The organism is Acinetobacter calcoaceticus ANC 3811, assembly GCF_000399665.1.
Classification (GTDB): Bacteria; Pseudomonadota; Gammaproteobacteria; order Pseudomonadales; family Moraxellaceae; genus Acinetobacter; species Acinetobacter calcoaceticus_B.
This window is the reverse complement of record NZ_KB976986.1, coordinates 2,416,932-2,437,765: the sequence shown is the minus strand read 5'-3', so window position 1 is coordinate 2,437,765 and position 20,834 is coordinate 2,416,932. Positions and strand designations below refer to the sequence as shown.

Sequence of the window (20,834 nt, the reverse complement as noted above, 5' to 3'; positions counted from 1 at the left end):
TATAAAATTAAGCTTGACCTTCAACAGCTTGAGCACGTTGCATATTCGCTTCGAACTCTGCATCAAAGTTGATTGGAGTAAGAAGTAACTGTGGGAAGCTACCTTTAGTCACTAAATCATTTACCGCTTCACGTAAGAACGGGAACAAAATATTTGGGCAATAAGCGCCTAAAATATACGGTAAGCGATCTTCTTCAACGTTATCAATCAAGAAAATACCTGATTGAGTGATATCTACAATGAACGCTGTTTCGTTGTCGTTATCGGCTTGCACCACAACTTTTAAAGAAACTTCAAAATGAGTTGGATCAATTTTTTCTGCAGCAGAAGAAAGATTGATATTGAGTTCAGGTTGCCATTGTTTAGTAAAAACCTGCGCCCCAGGAACCTCAAAAGAAATATCTTTTGTATAAATACGCTCTAAAGCTAATTGTGGTTGAACTTGTTGTTCTTCGCTCATTGTTTTTTCCTTAATATGGATGCGATGTTAAGCCAATAATTCGTCAAGTTTACCTTCACGCTCTAAAGCGTAAAGTTGGTCAAAACCGCCAATAAACTGATCGTTAATAAAAATTTGTGGGACAGTACGGTGATTAGTACGTTGCATTAATTCAACACGTACTTCTGGTGCTTCAACAGAAAGATTTACTTCTTTGTAAGCAACACCTTTACGCTCAAGTAACTGTTTAGCACGAACGCAATACGGGCATACAGAAGTTGAGTAAACAATGACATTTGCAGTCATAATAATTCTCCTTAAGCTTTTGGTTTGCTTTTAACAAGAGGTAAGCCTTGTGCTTTCCAGTTACTAATACCACCATCAAGACGATAGCTGTCATGGTGAGCAACTTTTTGCAAAGCACTACCAGCAACTTGCCCGAGGTTGCAAATAAATACTAATGGACGCTCACTTGCTTTTAATTCATCAGCATGACTTGCAATTTGGCTGAAAGGAATATTGCGGCTGCCACTAATATGACCTTCACGGAAATCTTTACTATCGCGCAAGTCGATGAGTATGGCATTTTTTGCTTTCACTAAAATACCAAGCGACTGTGGTGAAATTTTACGACCGTTACGTTGACCTTCGAAAATGAAGAACAACACGACCAAGACTCCGAGCGTACCAAACAAAATGGGGTGATTCCCCATAAACTCTAACCAGCGTTCCACAAGTCACCTAAAAAAAATTAAAAACAAAATTGACCTAGAGTATAGCGTATATAGATGGTGATCAAAATCACCACTTCAAGGGCAAAGCGGACAGAAAATTAGTTTTTTTGCTGTGCTTCTTGAATCTCATCATTTAAACGCAAAAAGCTATCTAGGCGCCGTGGTAAAATTTCACCAGATTCTACAGCGTGTTTTAACCCACAGTTCTTTTCATGAGTATGGGTACAATTACGGAATTGGCAAGAACCCAAATGTGCTTCAATTTCTGGAAAGCCCATACGAATTTTTTCTAAATCAAGATGCCAAAGTCCAAACTCACGAATTCCCGGTGAATCGATTAACGCACCATTTTTACCGAAATTCATTAAACGTGTAGATGTTGTTGTGTGCTGACCGAGGGCAGAGTTTTCAGAAATAATATTTGTTTTCTGCTCTGCATCTGGAATAAGCACATTAATTAAAGAGCTTTTTCCTACACCCGATTGTCCAACGAAAGCTACTGTTTCACCATCTAAACGTTCAGATAAAACAGAGATATCTCCCTGTTTAGACTGACAAATCATCACCTCATAACCCAAAGTTTTATATTCTTCTAATAGGGTAAGAATTGGGTCATTTTCAGTGAGCAAATCCGATTTATTTAAGACTAAAAGTGCGGGAATGTTAGCGTCTGCACAAGCTACTAAATAACGGTCGATTAATGTCGGAGCTGGCTCAGGAAGGGGAGAAAATACAATTACAATCAAACTGATATTTGCTGCAACTGGTTTAACCTTGTGATAACGGTCTGGGCGGGTAAGCAACGAGTTGCGTGGATGAATAGCAGTAATAATGCCTAAACCCGTGTTTGGGTCAGCTTGCCATTTAACTCGGTCACCAGTCACAAGTAACTCAAGGTTTGTTCGAGTATGACAGCGCCATACGCTTTTGAGCTCGATAGGTTTCCAGAAAGGTTCTGGCTCTCCTTCGGCAACTTGAGGTTTTTCTGGGTGATGCTCAGGTACGGAGAGTGCCTGTACTTCGAGTTGGCGGCCATAATGTTGTACAACGAGTCCGTCCAGATCTTGTGAAGTATCTGCCTCTTCTTGGCGAGTTTTGTGCTGTTTTTCAATACGACGTTGCTGTTGTTCAGTTAAACGACGCTTACGAATTAAAGCCATTCATATCCCAAAAAAACCACTGTTTGAAGATGGCAAAAATAGCATGAAGCGGCTATAGAATTACAGCGCAGATGCAAGAAATTTGCTACTATTGATGTTTTTACGGCATTTAGAACGTACATACATGAGCAGTACTTTAAATACACGATTAATTTGGATTGATCTGGAAATGACCGGTTTAGATACCGATAATGACCAAATTATTGAAATCGCAACAATTATTACAGATGATCATTTAAATGTACTTGCCGAAGGTCCGGTTTTAGCCGTTCATCAGCCTGACCGTATTTTAAATGCAATGGATGAGTGGAATACTCGCCAACATGGGCAATCTGGGTTGGTTGAACGAGTTCGTCGCAGCAAATTAACCGCTCGTGATGCTGAGTTACAGACTTTAGAATTCCTAAAAAAATGGGTTAATCCAAAAGTTTCACCGATGTGCGGTAACTCGATCTGTCAGGATCGCCGTTTCTTACATCGTCTTATGCCTGAACTAGAGCAGTATTTCCACTATCGTAATCTTGATGTATCTACGGTAAAAGAACTCTCAAAACGCTGGCGCCCTGAAATCATGAGCGGTCTGAAAAAGAATGCATCGCATTTGGCAATGGATGATATTCGTGACTCGATTTCTGAGTTGAAATACTACCGTGAATATTTCTTTATCATGAACACTGACGGTAAAGATTAATAATTTTGCCCGCGTGATATGAAAGGGGGCTATTGCCTCCTTTTTTATTGTTTAAAGGGGATTGTTACAATAATGCCGATCGCTTGATTTGGCTTTCATATTCATTTTGCTTAAAATGATGTTTTAAATTTTTTATTATAAAAAGAGAGCATTTATGCAAAGTAATAACCCGATACTGACCCGTGTTGAAACGGTCAGTGACTATAGTCAACCGATGACTGTGCAAGGTGCGATTCAAAAATCTATTATGCTGACAGTCATTGCAGCGACTGTGGGCATTGCTTTATTTTTATACGCAGCTTTTACTGCAAATGTTGGTATTGCTTACGCCGCTTCAATTGTTGGTGCAATTGGTGGATTGGTTTTAGCTTTGATTGCCACATTTAAACCAACCACTGCACCGACCTTGGCAATTCCTTATGCACTTTTTGAAGGCGCATTTTTAGGTGGTATTTCTTTTACTTTTCAAATGAAATACCCAGGTGTACCGTTACAGGCCTTACTTGCCACTTTCGTGACAACATTAGTCATGTTTGGTCTCTATAAATTCAAGATTGTACGTGCAACTGAAAAATTTAAGTCAGTTGTGATTTCTGCATCTCTGGCTATTTTTCTTGTATTTATTGTGCAGATGATCATGCGTTTAGCGTTTGGTTCAAGCATTCCTTATATTTTTGAAAGTAACTGGTTAGGCATTGGCTTTGCTGCATTTATTGCTGTGATTGCATCACTTAACCTGATTTTAGATTTTGATTTAATTGAAACCAACGCAGCTTACGGTGCTCCAAAGTTTATGGAGTGGCTGTGTGGAATTGCATTACTCTCAACTTTAGTTTGGATGTATATCTCATTTTTACGTTTGATTGGTTTGTTATCTGACGACTAAGATTGTGTTCACCTAGAAGTCGCTCCTTATGAGGAGCGATTTTTTTTCGTGCGATTTTTGAAAAAAGATGCATTATGCAATTTCGAAAAACGTTGAATATTGGCATTATGCTTGAAATTGTTTTGAGTGAGATCGGCATGACACAAGGACTTTTAGCAGGTAAACGCTTTTTGATTGCAGGCGTTGCTAGTAAATTATCAATTGCTTTTGGTATTGCCCAAGCATTACACCGCGAAGGTGCAGAGCTTGCGTTTACTTATCCAAACGAAAAATTAAAAAAACGTGTGGATGACTTTGCTGAGCAATTCGGTTCTAAGCTTGTGTTTCCATGTGATGTAGCAGTTGATAGTGAAATTGACAATGCATTTGCAGAACTTGCAAAACATTGGGACGGTCTTGATGGCGTAGTTCACTCTATTGGCTTTGCTCCTGCACATACGCTTGATGGTGACTTTACTGACGTGACTGACCGTGATGGTTTTAAAGTTGCTCATGACATCAGCGCATACAGCTTTATTGCGATGGCTCGCGCTGCAAAACCATTGTTACAAGCTCGCCAAGGTTGTTTATTGACTTTGACTTACCAAGGTTCTGAGCGCGTTATGCCTAACTATAACGTTATGGGCATGGCAAAAGCTTCTTTAGAAGCGGGTGTTCGCTACTTGGCATCAAGCTTGGGTGTTGACGGTATTCGTGTGAACGCGATTTCTGCAGGTCCAATTCGTACATTGGCTGCTTCTGGTATCAAATCTTTTCGTAAGATGTTAGATGCTAATGAAAAAGTTGCTCCGTTAAAACGTAATGTGACCATTGACGAAGTGGGTAATGCAGCATTATTCCTTTGTTCGCCATGGGCTTCAGGTATTACTGGTGAAATTCTATATGTAGATGCTGGTTTCAATACTGTAGGTATGAGCCAATCTATGATGGATGATGAATAAGTTTTAAAATTTATTCAGCCATAAAAAAGCCGTAGTTGAAGGACTACGGCTTTTTTAATTGGTGCAAGTTATTGAGGAAGTTCTTTTACAGGTGAACCACCTAAAGCTTGCATGAGGGTGACATAAGCGTTGTATTGGCTTTGCTTGGTTTCAACAAGACTTAACCGTGCAGTACGTGTGGTTTGTTGAGCATCAAGAAGCGTCTTTAATGCAACAGCGCCATAGCGGTAACGGACTTCAGTTAAACGTTCAGTTTTTTCTGCAAGTTCAACATTACGTTCTTGTAGTGCTACTTGTTTATCGAGTTCGGTACGACTCGATAAAGCATTTTCTACGTCAGCAAAAGCCTGATAAAGCGTTTGACGATATTGAATAATCGCTTTTTCATAATCCAGATTGCTAATCGCGATATCCTTCTTCATATCGTTATATTGCAAAAATGGTAAGCTTAAACTTGCACCAAGCGTCAGGGCAGGGTTACGTAACAGTTCTGTCAACGATGTACTGCTTGAGCCCAAACTACTGGTTAAGCTAATCGATGGATAGTAGCTCGCCTTAGTAGCATCTTTAGTCGCGAGTGCTTTTTTCAAACGAAGCTCAGAGGCTTGTAAATCGGGACGACGCGATAAAATATCAGCGGGTAAGCCCGCACCAATTACCGGCAGTGCATTGCGTGGTAAACGTTTAGGCTCTTGAATATTTAACTGTTGCAATGGTTCATGTAATAGCACTGCAATAGCCGTTCGTGTTTCAACCAATTGTTGTTCAATCTGGCTTAAACTCGCTTTCTGGCTTTGTACCGATTGTTCTGCTTGAGTCAGATCTACACCTGAAACTGCGCCAGCTTTATATTGAATCTGTACCAAGTCATAAAGCTTCTGAGAAGTTGCTAGACTTTGCTGTGCAGTTGTATAACGCTCATTTAAATAACCAAGTTGCCAATAGAGTTTGGCAGTGGTGGCAATTAAACTTTGCCCAGTGGCTTGTAGATCTTGTTCAGTTGCTAAAGCTTCCCATTTACTTGCTTCGGTTTGGCGTGCAAGCTTGCCAAACAAGTCAAGCTCATAGCTTACACCCGCACTCATTGATAGACCTTTAGAGCTATCATCTCCCGAATTTAAATCGAAAGAATGTCCTGTAGAAACACTAGAGCTGGTACGTAAACCTTGTTTGTTTGCAGTTAGATCAGCTTGTAGACGTGCTTGCTTCAATGCAATTCCGGCAACTGCTAAATCACTGTTACGCTCTAATACATTGCTTACGAGCTGATTAAGCTGTGCATCGCCAAAAAGCGTCCACCACCGATCAGAATATTGATCGGCAGACATGGTTTTTGCTTTGGTGGCATCATACTGAAAACTACCCGGAACTTGTACCACAGGTGTTTCATAAGGGGTTTTTACTACAGCTGCACATCCTACAAGAGAACCCGTGAGAAGAAGTGCTGTGCTGAGTTTAGTCATAGAGAAAGACATGCAATTTTCCTTATTCTCGAGATAGTGCGGCAACAGGGTCAAGTTTCGCGGCATTCTTGGCAGGCAAGAAACCAAAAACGACACCAATCAGTGTTGAACAGACAAATGCTGCAATAATAGAAGTGCTTGAATAAGCCACGCTAAAGTTACCGCCAGCAAATTTATTAATAAGTTGTCCAAGGCCAAGCGACAGTAAGACGCCAAGCACACCACCAATTAAACACACTAAAATTGCTTCAATCAGGAATTGCTGCAAAATGTCACTTTGTCTCGCGCCCACAGCCATACGCACGCCAATTTCTTGAGTACGTTCAGTCACCGAAACCAACATAATATTCATCACCCCGATACCACCAACCACCAGTGAAATTACGGCAATTGCTGAAACCAGAAGGGTCATCGTACTGGTTGTTTTCTCGATGGTTTGACGGATACTGTCACTGTTCATGGTGAAAATATCTTGTGCACCGTGGCGCTGAGTTAATAAGTTTACAATCGCATTTTCCGCGGCTGTAGTTGAATATTTGTCATTAATGCGAATCACGATATTACGGACATGGGCTTGACCTAACATACGGCTCATGACCGTGGTATAAGGCATATATACATTTAATGTATCATCTGAACCCATTCCACTGGTTTGAGGTTCTACAATTCCGATAATTCGGGCCGGTACACTACCAAGTAACACCACTTGTCCAATTGGGTTAGTACCATCACTAAAGAATTGTTTTTGTGTATTGGTATCAATCACTACATCTTGTGAACGATCACGCACACTACGTTGGTCAAAAGTTTGGCCATCTTTAAAGACTAAACCTTTTACATCGAAATAATCGTTACTCACACCGTTAATGGTCGCGTTTGCTTCATTTTGTTGATAACGAATGGTTTTAGATGTACTAACGATTGGACTGACTGCACTCACATAGGGTTGAGTTATTAACGCATCTGCATCGGCAGGAACCAATGTTTTAAAATTGGCTGTTTTAGAGTTATCACCAAATCCTTTCCCCTGAAACACCGTAATCGTATTGGTGCCGAGGCCGCTAATATTGCTTAAAATTTGTTGCTGAGAACCTTTACCTAGGGCGACCACGGTAACAACAGATGCAATACCAATAATGATCCCAAGCATGGTTAAAAAAGTACGCATGCGATGAGCATTCATAGACAGTAAAGCCATTTGAAAAGCTTCGGATAGACGGTCTAAAGTAGAACGCCATGCAGAAATACTTTTGCCTTTCTTCTGTTTGCCTTGCAAGGCTGGAGCGGCATCTGGATCAGAATTGCCTGATTCGGCAGCTTGATCAGGAACATTAGGACGGTCACTAATAATTTCTCCGTCACTAATTTCGATAATACGCGTCGCATTTTTTGCAACTTGCATATCATGAGTGACTAAAATAATAGTGTGACCTGCGGCATTGAGTTCACGCAAAATACGCATCACCTCAACACCACTATGAGAGTCGAGAGCGCCTGTCGGTTCATCCGCAAGGATAACGTCACCGCCATTCATAAGGGCACGAGCAATAGAAACACGTTGCTGCTGACCACCCGAGAGTTGGCTTGGTCTATTAAGTGTTTTAGTGCCTAACCCTAATTCGGTCAGTAGAGCTGTTGCACGTTGTTTACGCTCAGAAGGGGTAACACCAGCATAAACAGCTGGAACTTCAACGTTACCCTCAGCAGATAAGTCACCCAGTAAATGGTAGCGCTGGAAAATAAAACCAAAATATTCACGGCGTAGTCGAGCGAGTTGATCTGGTTCGAGTTTACCGGTCTCTTGTCCACTAACTTTGTAACTACCACTCGTAGGGCGGTCTAAACAGCCCAAAATATTCATGAGTGTTGACTTACCAGAACCAGACTGACCGACAATGGCAACCAGTTCGCCTTCATAAATGGTAAGGTCAATGCCTTTTAAAATTTGTATCGTGCTTTCGCCAGCAGGGAATTCCCGGACTAGATTGCTGACTTCAAGCAAAGCTTGTTTTGTCATGCTTACATTCCCATTGGGCCACTACGGCGACGGTTATTACTACTATTAGCTGATGCAGCAGAAGTATCTGCACTATCGGCAATCACAACTTGATCACCTTGTTTTAAGCCCGAAAGAACTTGCGCATTTACACGGTTGTTAATGCCAACCAAAATTTGAGTTGGTTTAGTTGTACCATCGGCTTGTAATATACGTACTACGCTTAACGTTAATTGACCTTGTTCAATTAACTGTTTTTGCTCAGCAGTTAAATTTAAGCGTTCTAAACGTGCTCCATTGCCTTGATGTTTTCGTTCCGCGCTTGGAGTAGAGCTTGCTTTGTTTGTTGATTGACCAGATTTTCTTTGACCTGAAAATTGTTTAGAGCTAAGTGCTGACGACGGAACGAGTAGAGCATTTTTAGCTGAGTTTAATACGATATAAACTTGTGCAGTCATATCAATACGCAATTTACCATCGGTATTTGGCACATCGAATAGGGCATTATAGTAAACAGCTGAACTCGTAGTTGAACTTGTTGTGCTGTTCGAATCACTAGAAATAGAGTCTGGAGCAGGTTCAATCTGACGTAAGGTTGCGTAACGCTTAGTGTCTTCACCTAAAGTAGTGAAATAAACCTGTTGGCCTTTCTCAACTTTCATAATGTCAGCTTCACTGACCTGTGCCTTGATCGTCATGTTTTGTAATTTTGCAATTTTGACAATTGTTGGCGCACTTTGATTGGCGTTTACTGTTTGACCTTCTTCGGTCACAATTGCGACAACCGTACCATCTGTTGGAGCAACAATGCGCGTATAACCAATATTGGTTTGCGCCGTAGATTTTGTGACTTTTGCAGATTCGATTTGTGCATCTAACGCTTTGATTTGTGCTTGAGCTGTTTTATAGCTTGCCTCAGCCGATTCTAAATCTGCGCGTGGTGTTGCATCTTGCGCATACATTTGTTGCTGACGGCGGTATTCAAGTTGTTTTTCATTCAAAGAAGCAACTTGTTGAAGGCGCTGTGCTTCTAAATTTTTAATATTTGCATCAGAGGTTTTTAAACTATTTTCTTGGGTCGTCGAGTCAATTTGCGCAATGAGTTGACCTTGCTTAACCTGATCGCCAAGCTGCACGTACATCTTTTTAACCTGACCAGATACCTGTGCACCAACACTAATCAGTTTGGTTGCATCAAGTGTACCCGTTGCAAGTACATTATTTTCAATATCCCCGCGCGTTACCTCGGCAGTAATATATTGTGGCTGTTGCTGTTTTGGCTTGAAAAACTTCCAAGCTAATAGAGCGATAATGACTATACAGACGATGATAATAACAAGTTTGATTGGCTTTATTTTTGGCATGGCGAGAGGTCGAAAAGTTCAAAATTTAATTTAGTATAAAAGCGAAATGAGGATAAAACGTGAATTTTTATGATATTTCAGGAATGAAGAAAAATGATTCAGCCGAATCACTGTAGAAATAATGTTTTCCCACATAATTCAGCAATCGCTTGCTGCATTAAATGTTCTGCATTTTCGTTCGACATTCCTTTAATTGCTGCATCAATTTGCAATAGAAGGGTAGACCAGCCTAAAAACTGTTGTGGATTTAATCTTCTCAAAGCTTGTTGATATAATCCAACCTTAGTTTTCCAGATGCCAAGTTGCAAGGCATTATGAGGCTGTTCAAACAATTGCATCAACAAGCGCATTTCTTTACTTAAAGTCCATAAAATCAGACTATCTGGTTCGCCTGCTGCGATTAAATATTGAAAAATCTTAATAGATTGTCCAAGGTTGCCTTCTAATAACGCATCACTTAAATCATAAGTGGTATAGCGTGATTGATCTTGTAGGCAGGCATATAATTGTTCAATTTGAATTAGTTGTTGGTCTGGAAATGTATCTCTTACACGCATCAAGCTATTTTTAGCTGCAAGCAAATTGTGCTCATGATGTTGCATTAACCATTGCCAAGCATCGTTGTCTAGCTGGATTTCAAGCTTTTCTGCTTCTACGTTTAAAATACGTTGACGGTCTTGTGGATAATTTGCTGTTAGGGCGACGACAACCCCATTTGCTTCAACAACTTGGAAAAAAGCAGACTTTAAACTACTACTATCTTGCTTGGGTAACACAATTAACAGCAGGTTATGTTCATTATGTTGTATATAACTTTTAAGCTGTTTTAAGCCATTCGCATCAGGTTTTATATTGCCGTGTACTTCAATAGCAAGCTGCTGAGAAAATAAAGATAAGCTATTAAGTGCATTAAAGACATTTTTCCAGTCGCTTACGCTACTAATATCATAGCGCTGTCTTTCAACTTCTTGTTGTTGCCAGCTTTTGCGAAAAGCATCTAATAAATTTTGTTCTAATAAAGGCTCTTGGCCATGCAAAATCCACGCACCCCGAGCTTCCGGAGTACGTTTTAAGGCTTGTAAATAGTCAATTTTCATTGCTGGCAAAAATACCGATTAAGGCTGAGCTTTTGGTAAGCGATTTGCTGAAATCTGACGAGTAATTTGCTGTGCAATATCATCAATTACAATGCGTCGTAAGTAACTTTCTTGCTGATTTTCAGTATTGACTGTTGCCAAGTCATATTGATAACTACGAGATGCAGTTAATGAGCGTGGTTCAGTAATTTTATTACCCTGACGATCTTCAATCTGGAAGGTTACGGTCAAACGTAATAATACTTCAGTTAGTTTTCCGTTTAAAAGCTGACGACGTGGTGTGTACTCTAAAACACGAAGTACATAGGCATCATTATCATTGCTGAGTTGAACACCATTGGCAGCTAAATACACTTTTAACTGCGTTTCCAAATCATCAGTTTTAGCTGGTAACTCAAGGCTTAACTTTTTATAAACAAGCGGAGTCGCAGTCGGGTTAGTTCCTTTTAAATGAAATCCACACCCGACTAAGCCTGCACTAAGGCCTAAGGTTAAAACAACAGCGGCTAAACGTTTGGCAAAGTGCATGCTTGATCCTCTCATTAATAACTTTAATTAAACCACGAGGTTAACGAGTTTATTTGGAACCACAATTTCTTTTTTTGTTGGTCCGGTTAAGAATTGTTGAACTTCTGGTAGAGCTTTAGCTTGAGCTAAGAGATCTTCCTTAGAAATATCAACAGAAACTTCAAGTTTACCGCGAAGTTTACCGTTAACCTGTACAACAATCGTTTGCGTATTACGTGTTAATGCAGAAGCATCAACTTCAGGGAAAGTTGCTTCCGTAACATCTGTGCCGAATTGAGCCAATAAAGTTTGGCTTAAATGCGGTGCAAAAGGTTCGAGCAAAGTTAAAAGTGTGGTGATCGCTTCACGTTCTACAGCAATGTCATTGTCATCTTTTGCTTCAAACTTGTTGCTTGCGTTTAACAACTCCATTAAAGCAGCAATGGCAGTATTGAATGCATGACGACGTTCAATATCATCACTTACTTTTTGAATGGTTTCGTGTGTTTTACGACGTAAATCTTGAGCGTCTTTAGACAAATTAGCTGCATCAATCGTAGAAGCTGAGTTGCCTTTTTCAAGGAAGCCAGCAACAAGGCGCCATACACGTTTCAAGAAACGGTTTGCACCTTCAACACCTGCATCAGACCATTCTAAAGATTGATCTGGTGGTGCAGCAAACATCATGAATACACGAGCAGTATCTGCACCGTATTGATCAATAATCGCTTGTGGGTCGATACCGTTGTTTTTCGACTTAGACATTTTTTCTTGTCCGCCGATTACAACTTCTTGGCCGTCACCTGAATATTTTGCAGAAAGAATACGACCTTTTTCATCGCGTTCTAATTCAATATCAGCTGGGTTGAACCAAGTTTTCTTGCCATTTTCTGCTTCACGGTAGAACGTATCTGCAAGCACCATGCCTTGAGTTAACAAGTTCGTAAATGGTTCGTTACCTTGTACAACACCTTCGTCACGCATTAATTTGTGGAAGAAACGTGCATAAAGTAAGTGAAGAATTGCGTGTTCAACACCACCAATGTATTGGTTCACAGGAAGCCAGTTTTGAGCAGCTTCAGGTTTAACTAGACCGCCAGTAAAGTCTGGAGATGCATAGCGTGCATAGTACCAAGATGACTCTACGAAAGTATCTAAAGTATCTGTTTCACGGCGTGCATCGCCGCCACAACATGGACATTTAGTTTCGTAGAATTCAGGCATTTTATTAAGCGGGTTACCTGAACCATCTGGAACAACGTCTGTTGGTAATACAACTGGAAGCTGATCTTCAGGAACTGTGACTTGACCACAAGTATCACAGTTAATCATTGGAATTGGACAACCCCAGTAACGTTGACGAGAAACACCCCAGTCACGTAAGCGGAATTGAACTTTAGAATTTGCTAAATTGTGTGGTTCTAATTTTGTAAGGAAAGCATCAAAAGCAGCTTGGAATTCTAAGCCGTCAAACTCGCCAGAGTTAACAAGTTTACCTTCTTTAGAACCGTACCATTCTTGCCATTCAGTTGCAGAGTAGTCTGCATCGTCAGCACCTTTGGCATCAATCACTTGTTTAATTGGTAAATTGAACTTGTTAGCAAATTCAAAATCACGTTCGTCATGTGCCGGTACAGCCATTACTGCGCCAGAACCATAAGACATCAATACGTAGTTTGCGATCCAGACAGGAAGTTCTTCACCAGTTACAGGATGTTTTACAAACAAGCCTGTTGCCATACCTTTTTTCTCGGCTGTGGCTAAGTCAGCTTCTGCAACTGAACCCATGCGGCATTCTTCGATAAATGCAGCCAATTCAGGGTTATTTTCAGCAGCTTTAAGCGCAAGAGGGTGTTCTGCTGCAACAGCAACGTATGTCACACCCATTAGAGTGTCAGCACGAGTTGTATAAACTGTTAATGCATCTGCATAGACTTCAGTATTGCTCGACGGGAAAGTAATTTCCATACCTGTAGAGCGACCAATCCAGTTACGTTGCATGGTCAACACTTGTTGAGGCCAGCCATCTTGTAAGGTGTCTAGGTCGTCTAATAATTCTTGTGCATAGTCCGTAATACGGAAGTAGTACATTGGAATATCGCGTTTTTCTACCAATGCACCTGAGCGCCAACCACGACCATTTTCAACTTGTTCGTTTGCCAAAACTGTTTGGTCAACCGGATCCCAGTTTACTGTTGAAAGTTTACGGTAGATCAGGCCTTTTTTATAAAGCTGAACAAATAACCACTGTTCCCAGTGATAATACTCTGGTGTACAAGTCGCAAATTCACGATCCCAGTCTACAGAGAGACCCAATTTTTTTAATTGGTCACGCATGTAGGCAATGTTTTCAAATGTCCATTTTGCCGGAGCAACTTTATGGGCAATTGCTGCGTTTTCAGCAGGTAGACCGAATGCATCCCAACCCATAGGTTGTAATACAGTTTCACCTTTTAAACGGTAAAAACGGCTAATTACATCGCCAATTGTATAGTTACGCACATGCCCCATATGCAGCTTGCCGCTTGGGTAAGGAAACATTGACAGGATGTAGCGATGTTTACCTTCGACAGTGTCGGCAACTTTAAAGACTTTACGATTTTCCCAATCTTGTTGAACTGATGGTTCAATCGTGTTTGCTTGATATTCGGGGTCAATGTGAGAAATAGTCATAGACGTAAGCTATACAACGAAAATTGAAATGAAAGATTGCTGCACAGCATAGCGCAAAATAACAGGAAATGTCAGTTTTTAGATCAGGATTTTATCTTTTAATATGAGCAATAACATTTCTCAATTTATTCTTCTTTATTTTAAATAATAGAAGAGTGATGAAAATATTCATCACTCTCATTTTACTTATCGTGGTGTGGGAGTGGATGGGGCTGATGTAGCAGGTGGAATAGCAGCTGCGGGTGCATTTTTTTCCTGTGCGACGTTAGTTGCCTCTTGCACTACTTTATCTGTTTTATCTTGAGATTGTTGTTCTGGGGCGGGTGTCGAATTTTTTACGGATGACTGGCTGCCATAAGTTGAAACTTTGTTCAAATGTTTTGCACTCTTAGGTGGTGGAGTAGTCGTGTAATGGGTGGAGCCACTTTTATCCATCCATTTATAATATTGCTGTGCCTGACTTTGGCTTGAGTAAATTAAAATTGCTGTTGTAAGTGCTGTGTATAATCTTGTTTTTAAATAAGATAAATTCATATCGGATATTCCCAAAAGAAAGCTGGCTATATTTAAATAAAGTTCATAAATAAGCAATTTACAATGCATGGTTTTATATAAAGAAGAATAATTATTTTTAATAAATAAAGGTTAGAACTACCAAATTTACGATTTAATTTTAGATTAAAAAAGAAGCAGCTAAAAATTTTTATGGAAAAACCTTTTCTTTAATCTTGACTTTAGTGAATTAAACAACAAAAATGCTCCTTTAGTTTTATATGCGATTATTTGATCACCCTTCGAATAACCGTCATGTTTTGTAATAGACATTCTCTCTAGCCGAGAGATTGATTTTACTTAAAGTATGTATATCCAGACATGCTTTATTAATGTTAAAAAAGCTTATACGGCTGAAAAACAGAAATTTTTCTATTGCAACGAAAACTAGACAATATGTGTGCTATAACAGTGCAGACAATTCAATGAATGAAACACTATTTGTGCCTTCCATAAATAGTGATAAAGATTTTAGGGTGAATCACGTTGGAACTTTTATCTGGTGGTGAAATGCTCGTTCGTGCTCTTGCGGACGAAGGCGTTGAACATGTTTTTGGTTATCCAGGCGGCGCTGTATTACATATTTATGACGCGCTATTTCAACAAGACAAAATTAATCATTACCTCGTACGTCATGAACAAGCTGCTGGTCATATGGCAGATGCTTACTCACGTGCTACAGGTAAGACTGGCGTAGTACTGGTCACTTCTGGACCTGGCGCAACTAATACTGTGACTCCAATTGCAACAGCTTATATGGACTCAATCCCAATGGTGATTTTGTCTGGCCAGGTTGCATCACATCTTATTGGTGAAGACGCTTTCCAAGAAACTGATATGGTCGGTATTTCACGTCCTATCGTGAAGCACAGCTTCCAAGTTCGTCACGCAAGCGAAATTCCTGCAATTATCAAAAAAGCATTTTATATTGCATCAAGTGGTCGTCCTGGCCCAGTTGTAGTCGATATTCCGAAAGATGCGACAAATCCTGCAGAAAAATTTGCGTACGAATATCCTGAAAAAGTGAAGATGCGTTCTTATCAGCCTCCTTCACGCGGTCATTCTGGTCAAATTCGCAAAGCGATTGATGAACTTTTAAGTGCAAAACGCCCTGTGATTTATACGGGTGGTGGTGTTGTTCAAGGTAATGCATCAGCATTATTGACTGAGCTAGCTCATTTACTTGGTTATCCAGTGACTAACACACTTATGGGTCTTGGTGGCTTCCCTGGCGATGATCCACAGTTCGTGGGCATGTTGGGAATGCACGGTACTTATGAAGCAAACATGGCGATGCATAATGCTGACGTCATTCTTGCAATTGGTGCTCGTTTTGATGACCGAGTAACCAATAATCCTGCAAAATTCTGTGTGAATGCAAAAGTTATTCATGTTGATATTGATCCGGCGAGCATTTCAAAAACGATCATGGCGCACATTCCGATTGTAGGGGCGGTTGAGCCTGTACTTCAGGAAATGTTGACGCAGTTGAAACAATTGAATGTGTCTAAGCCTAACCCTGAAGCAATTGCTGCATGGTGGGATCAAATTAATGAATGGCGTAAAGTTCATGGCTTGAAGTATGAAACACTAACTGATGGCACAATGAAGCCACAGCAAGTTGTTGAAGCTTTATATAAAGCGACTAATGGTGATGCCATCATTACTTCGGATGTGGGTCAGCACCAAATGTTTGGCGCGTTGTACTACAAGTACAAACGTCCGCGTCAATGGATTAACTCAGGCGGATTAGGCACCATGGGCGTAGGTCTACCTTATGCAATGGCAGCCAAGTTAGCTTTCCCAGATCAACAGGTCGTTTGTATTACCGGTGAAGCTTCAATCCAGATGTGTATTCAGGAGCTTTCAACTTGTAAGCAATACGGAATGAATGTGAAGATCTTGTGCTTGAATAACCGTGCTTTAGGTATGGTTAAACAGTGGCAAGATATGAACTATGAAGGTCGTCACTCAAGCTCATACGTTGAATCGTTACCTGACTTTGGCAAGTTAATGGAAGCTTATGGTCATGTTGGTATTCAAATTGATCATGCTGATGAACTAGAGTCGAAGCTTGCTGAAGCAATGGCGATTAATGATAAATGTGTATTCATTAATGTCATGGTTGATCGTACAGAACATGTTTATCCAATGCTGATCGCAGGTCAGTCCATGAAGGATATGTGGTTAGGGAAAGGGGAGCGTACATAATGAGACATATTATTTCTGTACTCGTTGAAAACGAAGCTGGTGCGCTTTCTCGTTTGGTAGGTTTATTCAGTCAACGTAACTATAACATTGAGACGTTGAATGTAGCCCCGACCGAAGACCCAACATTGTCACGTTTGACGTTAACGACTTATGGTGATGACCATAAGATTGAACAGATTACAAAGCAGCTCAACAAACTTGTTGAAGTTGTAAAAGTAGTAGATTTATCAGAAGGTTCACACATTGAGCGTGAACTGATGTTGATTAAAGTAAAAGCGTTAGGTGCTTCACGTGCTGAAATTAAGCGTACTGCGGATATTTTCCGTGCGCAAATTGTAGACGTGACACCAACTACCTATACCATTCAAATAGCAGGGACAACTGAAAAATTAGATGGTTTTATCGATGCACTTGCAGAAAACACTATTCTAGAAGTCGTTCGTTCAGGTGTATCTGGTATCGCCCGTGGCGAAAAAGTATTAGCCATTTAATTTTTTAAAAGTATTTTAGCGGAGAACACAAATGCAAATTTTTTACGATAAAGACTGTGACTTATCAATCATCCAAGGCAAGAAAGTAGCGATTGTTGGTTACGGCTCTCAAGGTCATGCTCATGCACTTAACCTTAAAGACTCAGGCGTAGACGTAACTGTAGGTTTACGTGCAGGTTCAGCTTCTTGGAAGAAAGCTGAAAATGCTGGTCTTAAAGTTGCAGAAGTGCCTGCTGCTGTTAAGCAAGCTGACCTCGTAATGATTTTGACTCCAGATGAATTCCAATCACAACTTTACCGTGACGTGATTGAGCCAAACATCAAAGAAGGTGCAACTCTTGCATTTGCTCATGGTTTCTCAATTCTTTATAACCAAGTTGTTCCACGTCAAGACTTAGATGTAATCATGGTTGCTCCTAAAGCACCAGGTCACACAGTTCGTTCTGAATACCAACGTGGTTCAGGTGTTCCTGACCTTATCGCAATTCACCAAGATGCTTCTGGTAATGCACGTAACGTTGCTCTTTCTTATGCTTCTGGCGTAGGTGGCGGCCGTACTGGTATTATCGAAACTTCATTCCGTGAAGAAACTGAAACTGACTTATTCGGTGAGCAAGCAGTTCTTTGTGGTGGTGCAGTTGAACTTGTGAAAATGGGCTTCGAAACTTTAGTTGAAGCTGGTTATGCACCAGAAATGGCTTACTTCGAATGTTTACACGAACTTAAATTGATCGTTGACTTGATGTTCGAAGGCGGTATCGCTGACATGAACTACTCAGTATCTAATAATGCTGAGTATGGTGAATATGTAACTGGCACTGAAGTAATTAACGAACAGTCTCGTGAAGCAATGCGTAATGCATTGAAACGTATTCAATCTGGCGAATACGCGAAGATGTTCATTCAAGAGGGTGCTTTAAACTACCCATCGATGACTGCTCGTCGTCGTCAAAATGCTGCGCATGGTATTGAAGTAACTGGTAATAAGTTACGTTCAATGATGCCTTGGATTCAAGCGAACAAAATCGTAGACAAAGAAAAGAACTAATTTTCTTTTTCTAAAGCTTCAAAAGAACCCTGCTACTGAGCAGGGTTCTTTTTTTATACTGTTTTTATTTGAATATGAAAAGAGCCACTGAGCTAACTTGATTAGATTAAGAAAATTCTATATTTTTCATATAATTGGCTGCTTAATTTTTGGTTACTCTATTGATTTATAAAGTAAAAAATACTTGACCAAAAGATAGATAGTGTTATTGTTTATAACTGACTAAAAACGTCAAATTTACAAAAATTTTTTTAACGTGTTTAATTTTTAATTGTATTTTGGGCAATGAGTTGAACAAAATAAAAAAAAGTATTGAATAATCATGGAAGTCCACTATGGGTCATGTTGATTACGATAGCACATTGATCGTCGGCTCTTTTATTGCAGCTGGCTTCATTTGTTATCTCGTGATTTCCATGGAGCAATTAATATTCAAAAAAGCCTATAAAAAATTTGAGCCCTTAATTTTATTTATCAATGGTTTATTGCTCGCGTCTGCAATTAGTATTGTTCATATTATCGGTATACAAGCGTATCATCTGTTTGAAACAGTCGACTCTAATGTTCCTTTGATTACTGTTTCATTTGCTATTAGTGCTTTGCTATCGGGCATCGCCATGTGGTTGACCTCACGCTTCACACTCCCTTTATTCCGGCTCATTTTGAGCTCTATTATTATGGGAATCGGAATTTCAGCTTCATATTACATTAGTATGTTGGGCTGGAATATTAATATCTATAAAAAAGACTACACCTCTTTCTTATTATTATTTTCTATATTAATTGCGATGAGCGGTTCAGGGCTGGCATTTTTATTAGCTTATAAATTAAAAGACACCGAACGTCATCGTCTAACTTTAAAAATCGCATTTTCGATTATGATGACCTTAAGTATTATGGGGATGCACTATACGGCGCTGATTGCGACGAATATTACTGATAAATTTATTAGCCAATATCAGGCAGAGCATGACTTATTATTATTTACGATTATTTTAGTCACGTGTCTGGTACTCGTAGCAAGTTTTATTGTCGCGATGTTAGAGCAGCGGCTCACACAACAAAATTTAGAGTTACGTAAGGCAAATAAAGAATTAGCTAATCTCTCTATACAAGATAACTTAACTAAACTACCAAACCGTCTTTATTTAGTTGATTATGCTGAAGTATTGCTCTCAGATCATCGATATAAAGATCAGAAAATTGCATTTTTATATATTGATTTAGACCGTTTTAAATCGGTGAATGATGCGTTCGGGCATCATGTGGGTGATCAATTACTGATTCAAATGGCGAACCGTTTACATTGGCAACTCAATGAAAAATGTAAACTGCTTAGAATCGGCGGCGATGAATTTTTGCTTATTGCAGAAAATACAAATGCAGAAGAAGCGGTGGCTTTAGCTGAGAAGGTTCTACTACTGATTCAGGAAAGCTATCAAATTTCTGGTAAGGAAATTAATATTTCTGCAAGTTTGGGGGTGGCACTCTTTCCTGAGCATGGACAGAATGTTCAGGATTTACTCATGAATGCTGATGCCGCCATGCTCATGTCTAAAGAACAAGGTAGAAATACATATACCATCTTTAGTTACTCAACCCATCAACAAGAAACTAGAAGTCAGTCAAAACTGATCAATGATCTTTATAAAGCCGTAGAAGAAAAACAGTTCATCTTATATTACCAACCTAAATTTAATACGAATCTAGAAGTTTGTGGAGTTGAAGCCTTAATCCGCTGGAATCATCCAGCCTTAGGAATACTTACCCCACATATGTTCATTGAAGGTGCGGAAAAAACGGGTTTGATCATTCCAATGGGGTATTGGGCGCTTGAGCAAGCTTGCCAGCAAATTCAGGAATGGGAACGCAGTAATACGCCATTTTATCCAGTCGCGGTGAACCTATCGGCACTACAATTTGAAAATAAAAAATTATTTAGTACACTCGAAGCATTATTAAAAAAATATCAAATTCAACCTCATCACTTAATTGTTGAGATTACTGAATCAACTGCTATGCGGCATATTGATTTAAGTATCCGAGCTTGTGAGCGGTTACGTGACATGGGAATTCGTGTTGCCATTGATGACTTTGGAACAGGGCATTCGAGCTTCTTATATTTAAAAGATTTACCCGTAGATGAATTGAAAATTGACCGTGGCTTTATTGTTGATTTAAAACCAGGTTCGAAAGAAGAAGTTATTCTAGAAAGTATTATTCATTTAGCTAAAAAGCTAGGCTTAACCGTAACGGCAGAAGGGGTGGAAACTCAGCAGCAGGTTGAGATTTTGACCCGTTTAGGCTGTCAACAATTTCAGGGTTATTTATTGGGAATGCCTGTTCAGGTTGATCAACTCATTGAGTCTCAAGGTGCCCATTTTGTTTAAGCTTTTCTATATTAATTTCATCTAATTTATTTTTGTTAGTTTTAAAATTTTCATGCTAAAAGATTACTGATCGGCACGAGTCTAATCTCTAAAAAAGACAAGCTCAAAGAAGATATGCATGCATTCATTTGAAAATAACGGCTTAAGCATAAATATACAGCTTAAAAGAATTATCCTCATATATGCTCATT

The 20,834-nt window shown here is 39.7% G+C and carries 18 protein-coding genes; 7 read left to right on the top strand and 11 right to left on the bottom strand.

The features are described 5' to 3' along the window. Window positions 1-7: 7 nt before the first annotated feature. From secB to rsgA, 4 genes are all read right to left on the bottom strand, one after another. Window positions 8-460: a protein-export chaperone SecB gene (gene secB, locus F935_RS12675; RefSeq protein ID WP_016139275.1), complete on the bottom strand. Its 453-nt coding sequence runs from the start codon at window positions 458-460 to the stop codon at window positions 8-10. Between the two features lie 27 nt (window positions 461-487). Continuing rightward, window positions 488-745, bottom strand: a complete 258-nt coding sequence (gene grxC / locus F935_RS12670; protein WP_016139274.1) for a glutaredoxin 3 — start codon at window positions 743-745, stop codon at window positions 488-490. 11 nt (window positions 746-756) lie between these two features. After that, entirely contained in the window at window positions 757-1,173 is a 417-nt protein-coding gene (locus F935_RS12665) for a rhodanese-like domain-containing protein (RefSeq protein ID WP_003654928.1), read from the bottom strand. Window positions 1,174-1,271: 98 nt separating this feature from the next. Next, window positions 1,272-2,333 (bottom strand): ribosome small subunit-dependent GTPase A, encoded by a 1,062-nt coding sequence (rsgA, locus tag F935_RS12660; protein WP_016139273.1) that lies wholly within the window; start codon window positions 2,331-2,333, stop codon window positions 1,272-1,274. Window positions 2,334-2,457: 124 nt separating this feature from the next. On the opposite strand from rsgA, the gene orn reads away from it, so the two are divergent. The 3 genes from orn to F935_RS12645 all read left to right on the top strand — a co-directional run bounded on the left by orn (window position 2,458) and on the right by F935_RS12645 (window position 4,851). Further along, window positions 2,458-3,024, top strand: a complete 567-nt coding sequence (gene orn / locus F935_RS12655; RefSeq protein ID WP_004794671.1) for an oligoribonuclease — start codon at window positions 2,458-2,460, stop codon at window positions 3,022-3,024. A gap of 154 nt (window positions 3,025-3,178) precedes the next feature. Then, window positions 3,179-3,910 carry a Bax inhibitor-1/YccA family protein gene (locus F935_RS12650; RefSeq protein ID WP_016139271.1) on the top strand — a complete coding sequence of 244 codons (732 nt, stop codon included), beginning with the start codon at window positions 3,179-3,181 and terminating at the stop codon, window positions 3,908-3,910. A gap of 137 nt (window positions 3,911-4,047) precedes the next feature. After that, a complete protein-coding gene (locus F935_RS12645) occupies window positions 4,048-4,851 on the top strand; it encodes an enoyl-ACP reductase FabI (RefSeq protein ID WP_035366526.1) in 804 nt (267 codons plus the stop codon). A 68-nt stretch (window positions 4,852-4,919) separates the two neighbouring features. On the opposite strand, the gene F935_RS12640 is transcribed toward F935_RS12645, so the two are convergent. The 7 genes from F935_RS12640 to F935_RS12610 form a co-directional block, all read right to left on the bottom strand. Beyond that, the gene (locus F935_RS12640) at window positions 4,920-6,314 is read right to left on the bottom strand and encodes an efflux transporter outer membrane subunit (protein ID WP_080645766.1); all 1,395 of its coding nucleotides are present in this window, start codon (window positions 6,312-6,314) and stop codon (window positions 4,920-4,922) included. Between the two features lie 22 nt (window positions 6,315-6,336). Then, the gene (locus tag F935_RS12635) at window positions 6,337-8,331 is read right to left on the bottom strand and encodes a MacB family efflux pump subunit (protein WP_016139268.1); all 1,995 of its coding nucleotides are present in this window, start codon (window positions 8,329-8,331) and stop codon (window positions 6,337-6,339) included. Between the two features lie 2 nt (window positions 8,332-8,333). Further along, complete coding sequence (locus F935_RS12630; protein ID WP_016139267.1) at window positions 8,334-9,674, bottom strand: MacA family efflux pump subunit; 1,341 nt, start codon at window positions 9,672-9,674, stop codon at window positions 8,334-8,336. Window positions 9,675-9,781: 107 nt separating this feature from the next. Next, window positions 9,782-10,771: a DNA polymerase III subunit delta gene (holA, locus tag F935_RS12625; protein WP_016139266.1), complete on the bottom strand. Its 990-nt coding sequence runs from the start codon at window positions 10,769-10,771 to the stop codon at window positions 9,782-9,784. Window positions 10,772-10,789: 18 nt separating this feature from the next. Then, window positions 10,790-11,299, bottom strand: a complete 510-nt coding sequence (gene lptE / locus F935_RS12620) for an LPS-assembly lipoprotein LptE (RefSeq protein ID WP_016139265.1) — start codon at window positions 11,297-11,299, stop codon at window positions 10,790-10,792. A gap of 27 nt (window positions 11,300-11,326) precedes the next feature. Next, window positions 11,327-13,951: a leucine--tRNA ligase gene (leuS, locus tag F935_RS12615; protein WP_016139264.1), complete on the bottom strand. Its 2,625-nt coding sequence runs from the start codon at window positions 13,949-13,951 to the stop codon at window positions 11,327-11,329. Window positions 13,952-14,137: 186 nt separating this feature from the next. After that, window positions 14,138-14,485 (bottom strand): DUF4124 domain-containing protein, encoded by a 348-nt coding sequence (locus tag F935_RS12610; protein ID WP_016139263.1) that lies wholly within the window; start codon window positions 14,483-14,485, stop codon window positions 14,138-14,140. Between the two features lie 504 nt (window positions 14,486-14,989). Here F935_RS12610 and F935_RS12605 point away from each other — a divergent pair. The 4 genes from F935_RS12605 to F935_RS12590 all read left to right on the top strand — a co-directional run bounded on the left by F935_RS12605 (window position 14,990) and on the right by F935_RS12590 (window position 20,643). After that, window positions 14,990-16,714: an acetolactate synthase 3 large subunit gene (locus F935_RS12605; RefSeq protein WP_016139262.1), complete on the top strand. Its 1,725-nt coding sequence runs from the start codon at window positions 14,990-14,992 to the stop codon at window positions 16,712-16,714. Beyond that, a complete protein-coding gene (gene ilvN / locus F935_RS12600; protein WP_001215920.1) occupies window positions 16,714-17,205 on the top strand; it encodes an acetolactate synthase small subunit in 492 nt (163 codons plus the stop codon). The genes F935_RS12605 and ilvN overlap by 1 nt, the downstream gene beginning before the upstream one ends. A 31-nt stretch (window positions 17,206-17,236) precedes the next feature. Beyond that, the gene (gene ilvC / locus F935_RS12595) at window positions 17,237-18,253 is read left to right on the top strand and encodes a ketol-acid reductoisomerase (protein WP_016139261.1); all 1,017 of its coding nucleotides are present in this window, start codon (window positions 17,237-17,239) and stop codon (window positions 18,251-18,253) included. 335 nt (window positions 18,254-18,588) lie between these two features. Then, a complete protein-coding gene (locus F935_RS12590) occupies window positions 18,589-20,643 on the top strand; it encodes a bifunctional diguanylate cyclase/phosphodiesterase (protein ID WP_016139260.1) in 2,055 nt (684 codons plus the stop codon). Window positions 20,644-20,834 lie beyond the last annotated feature (191 nt).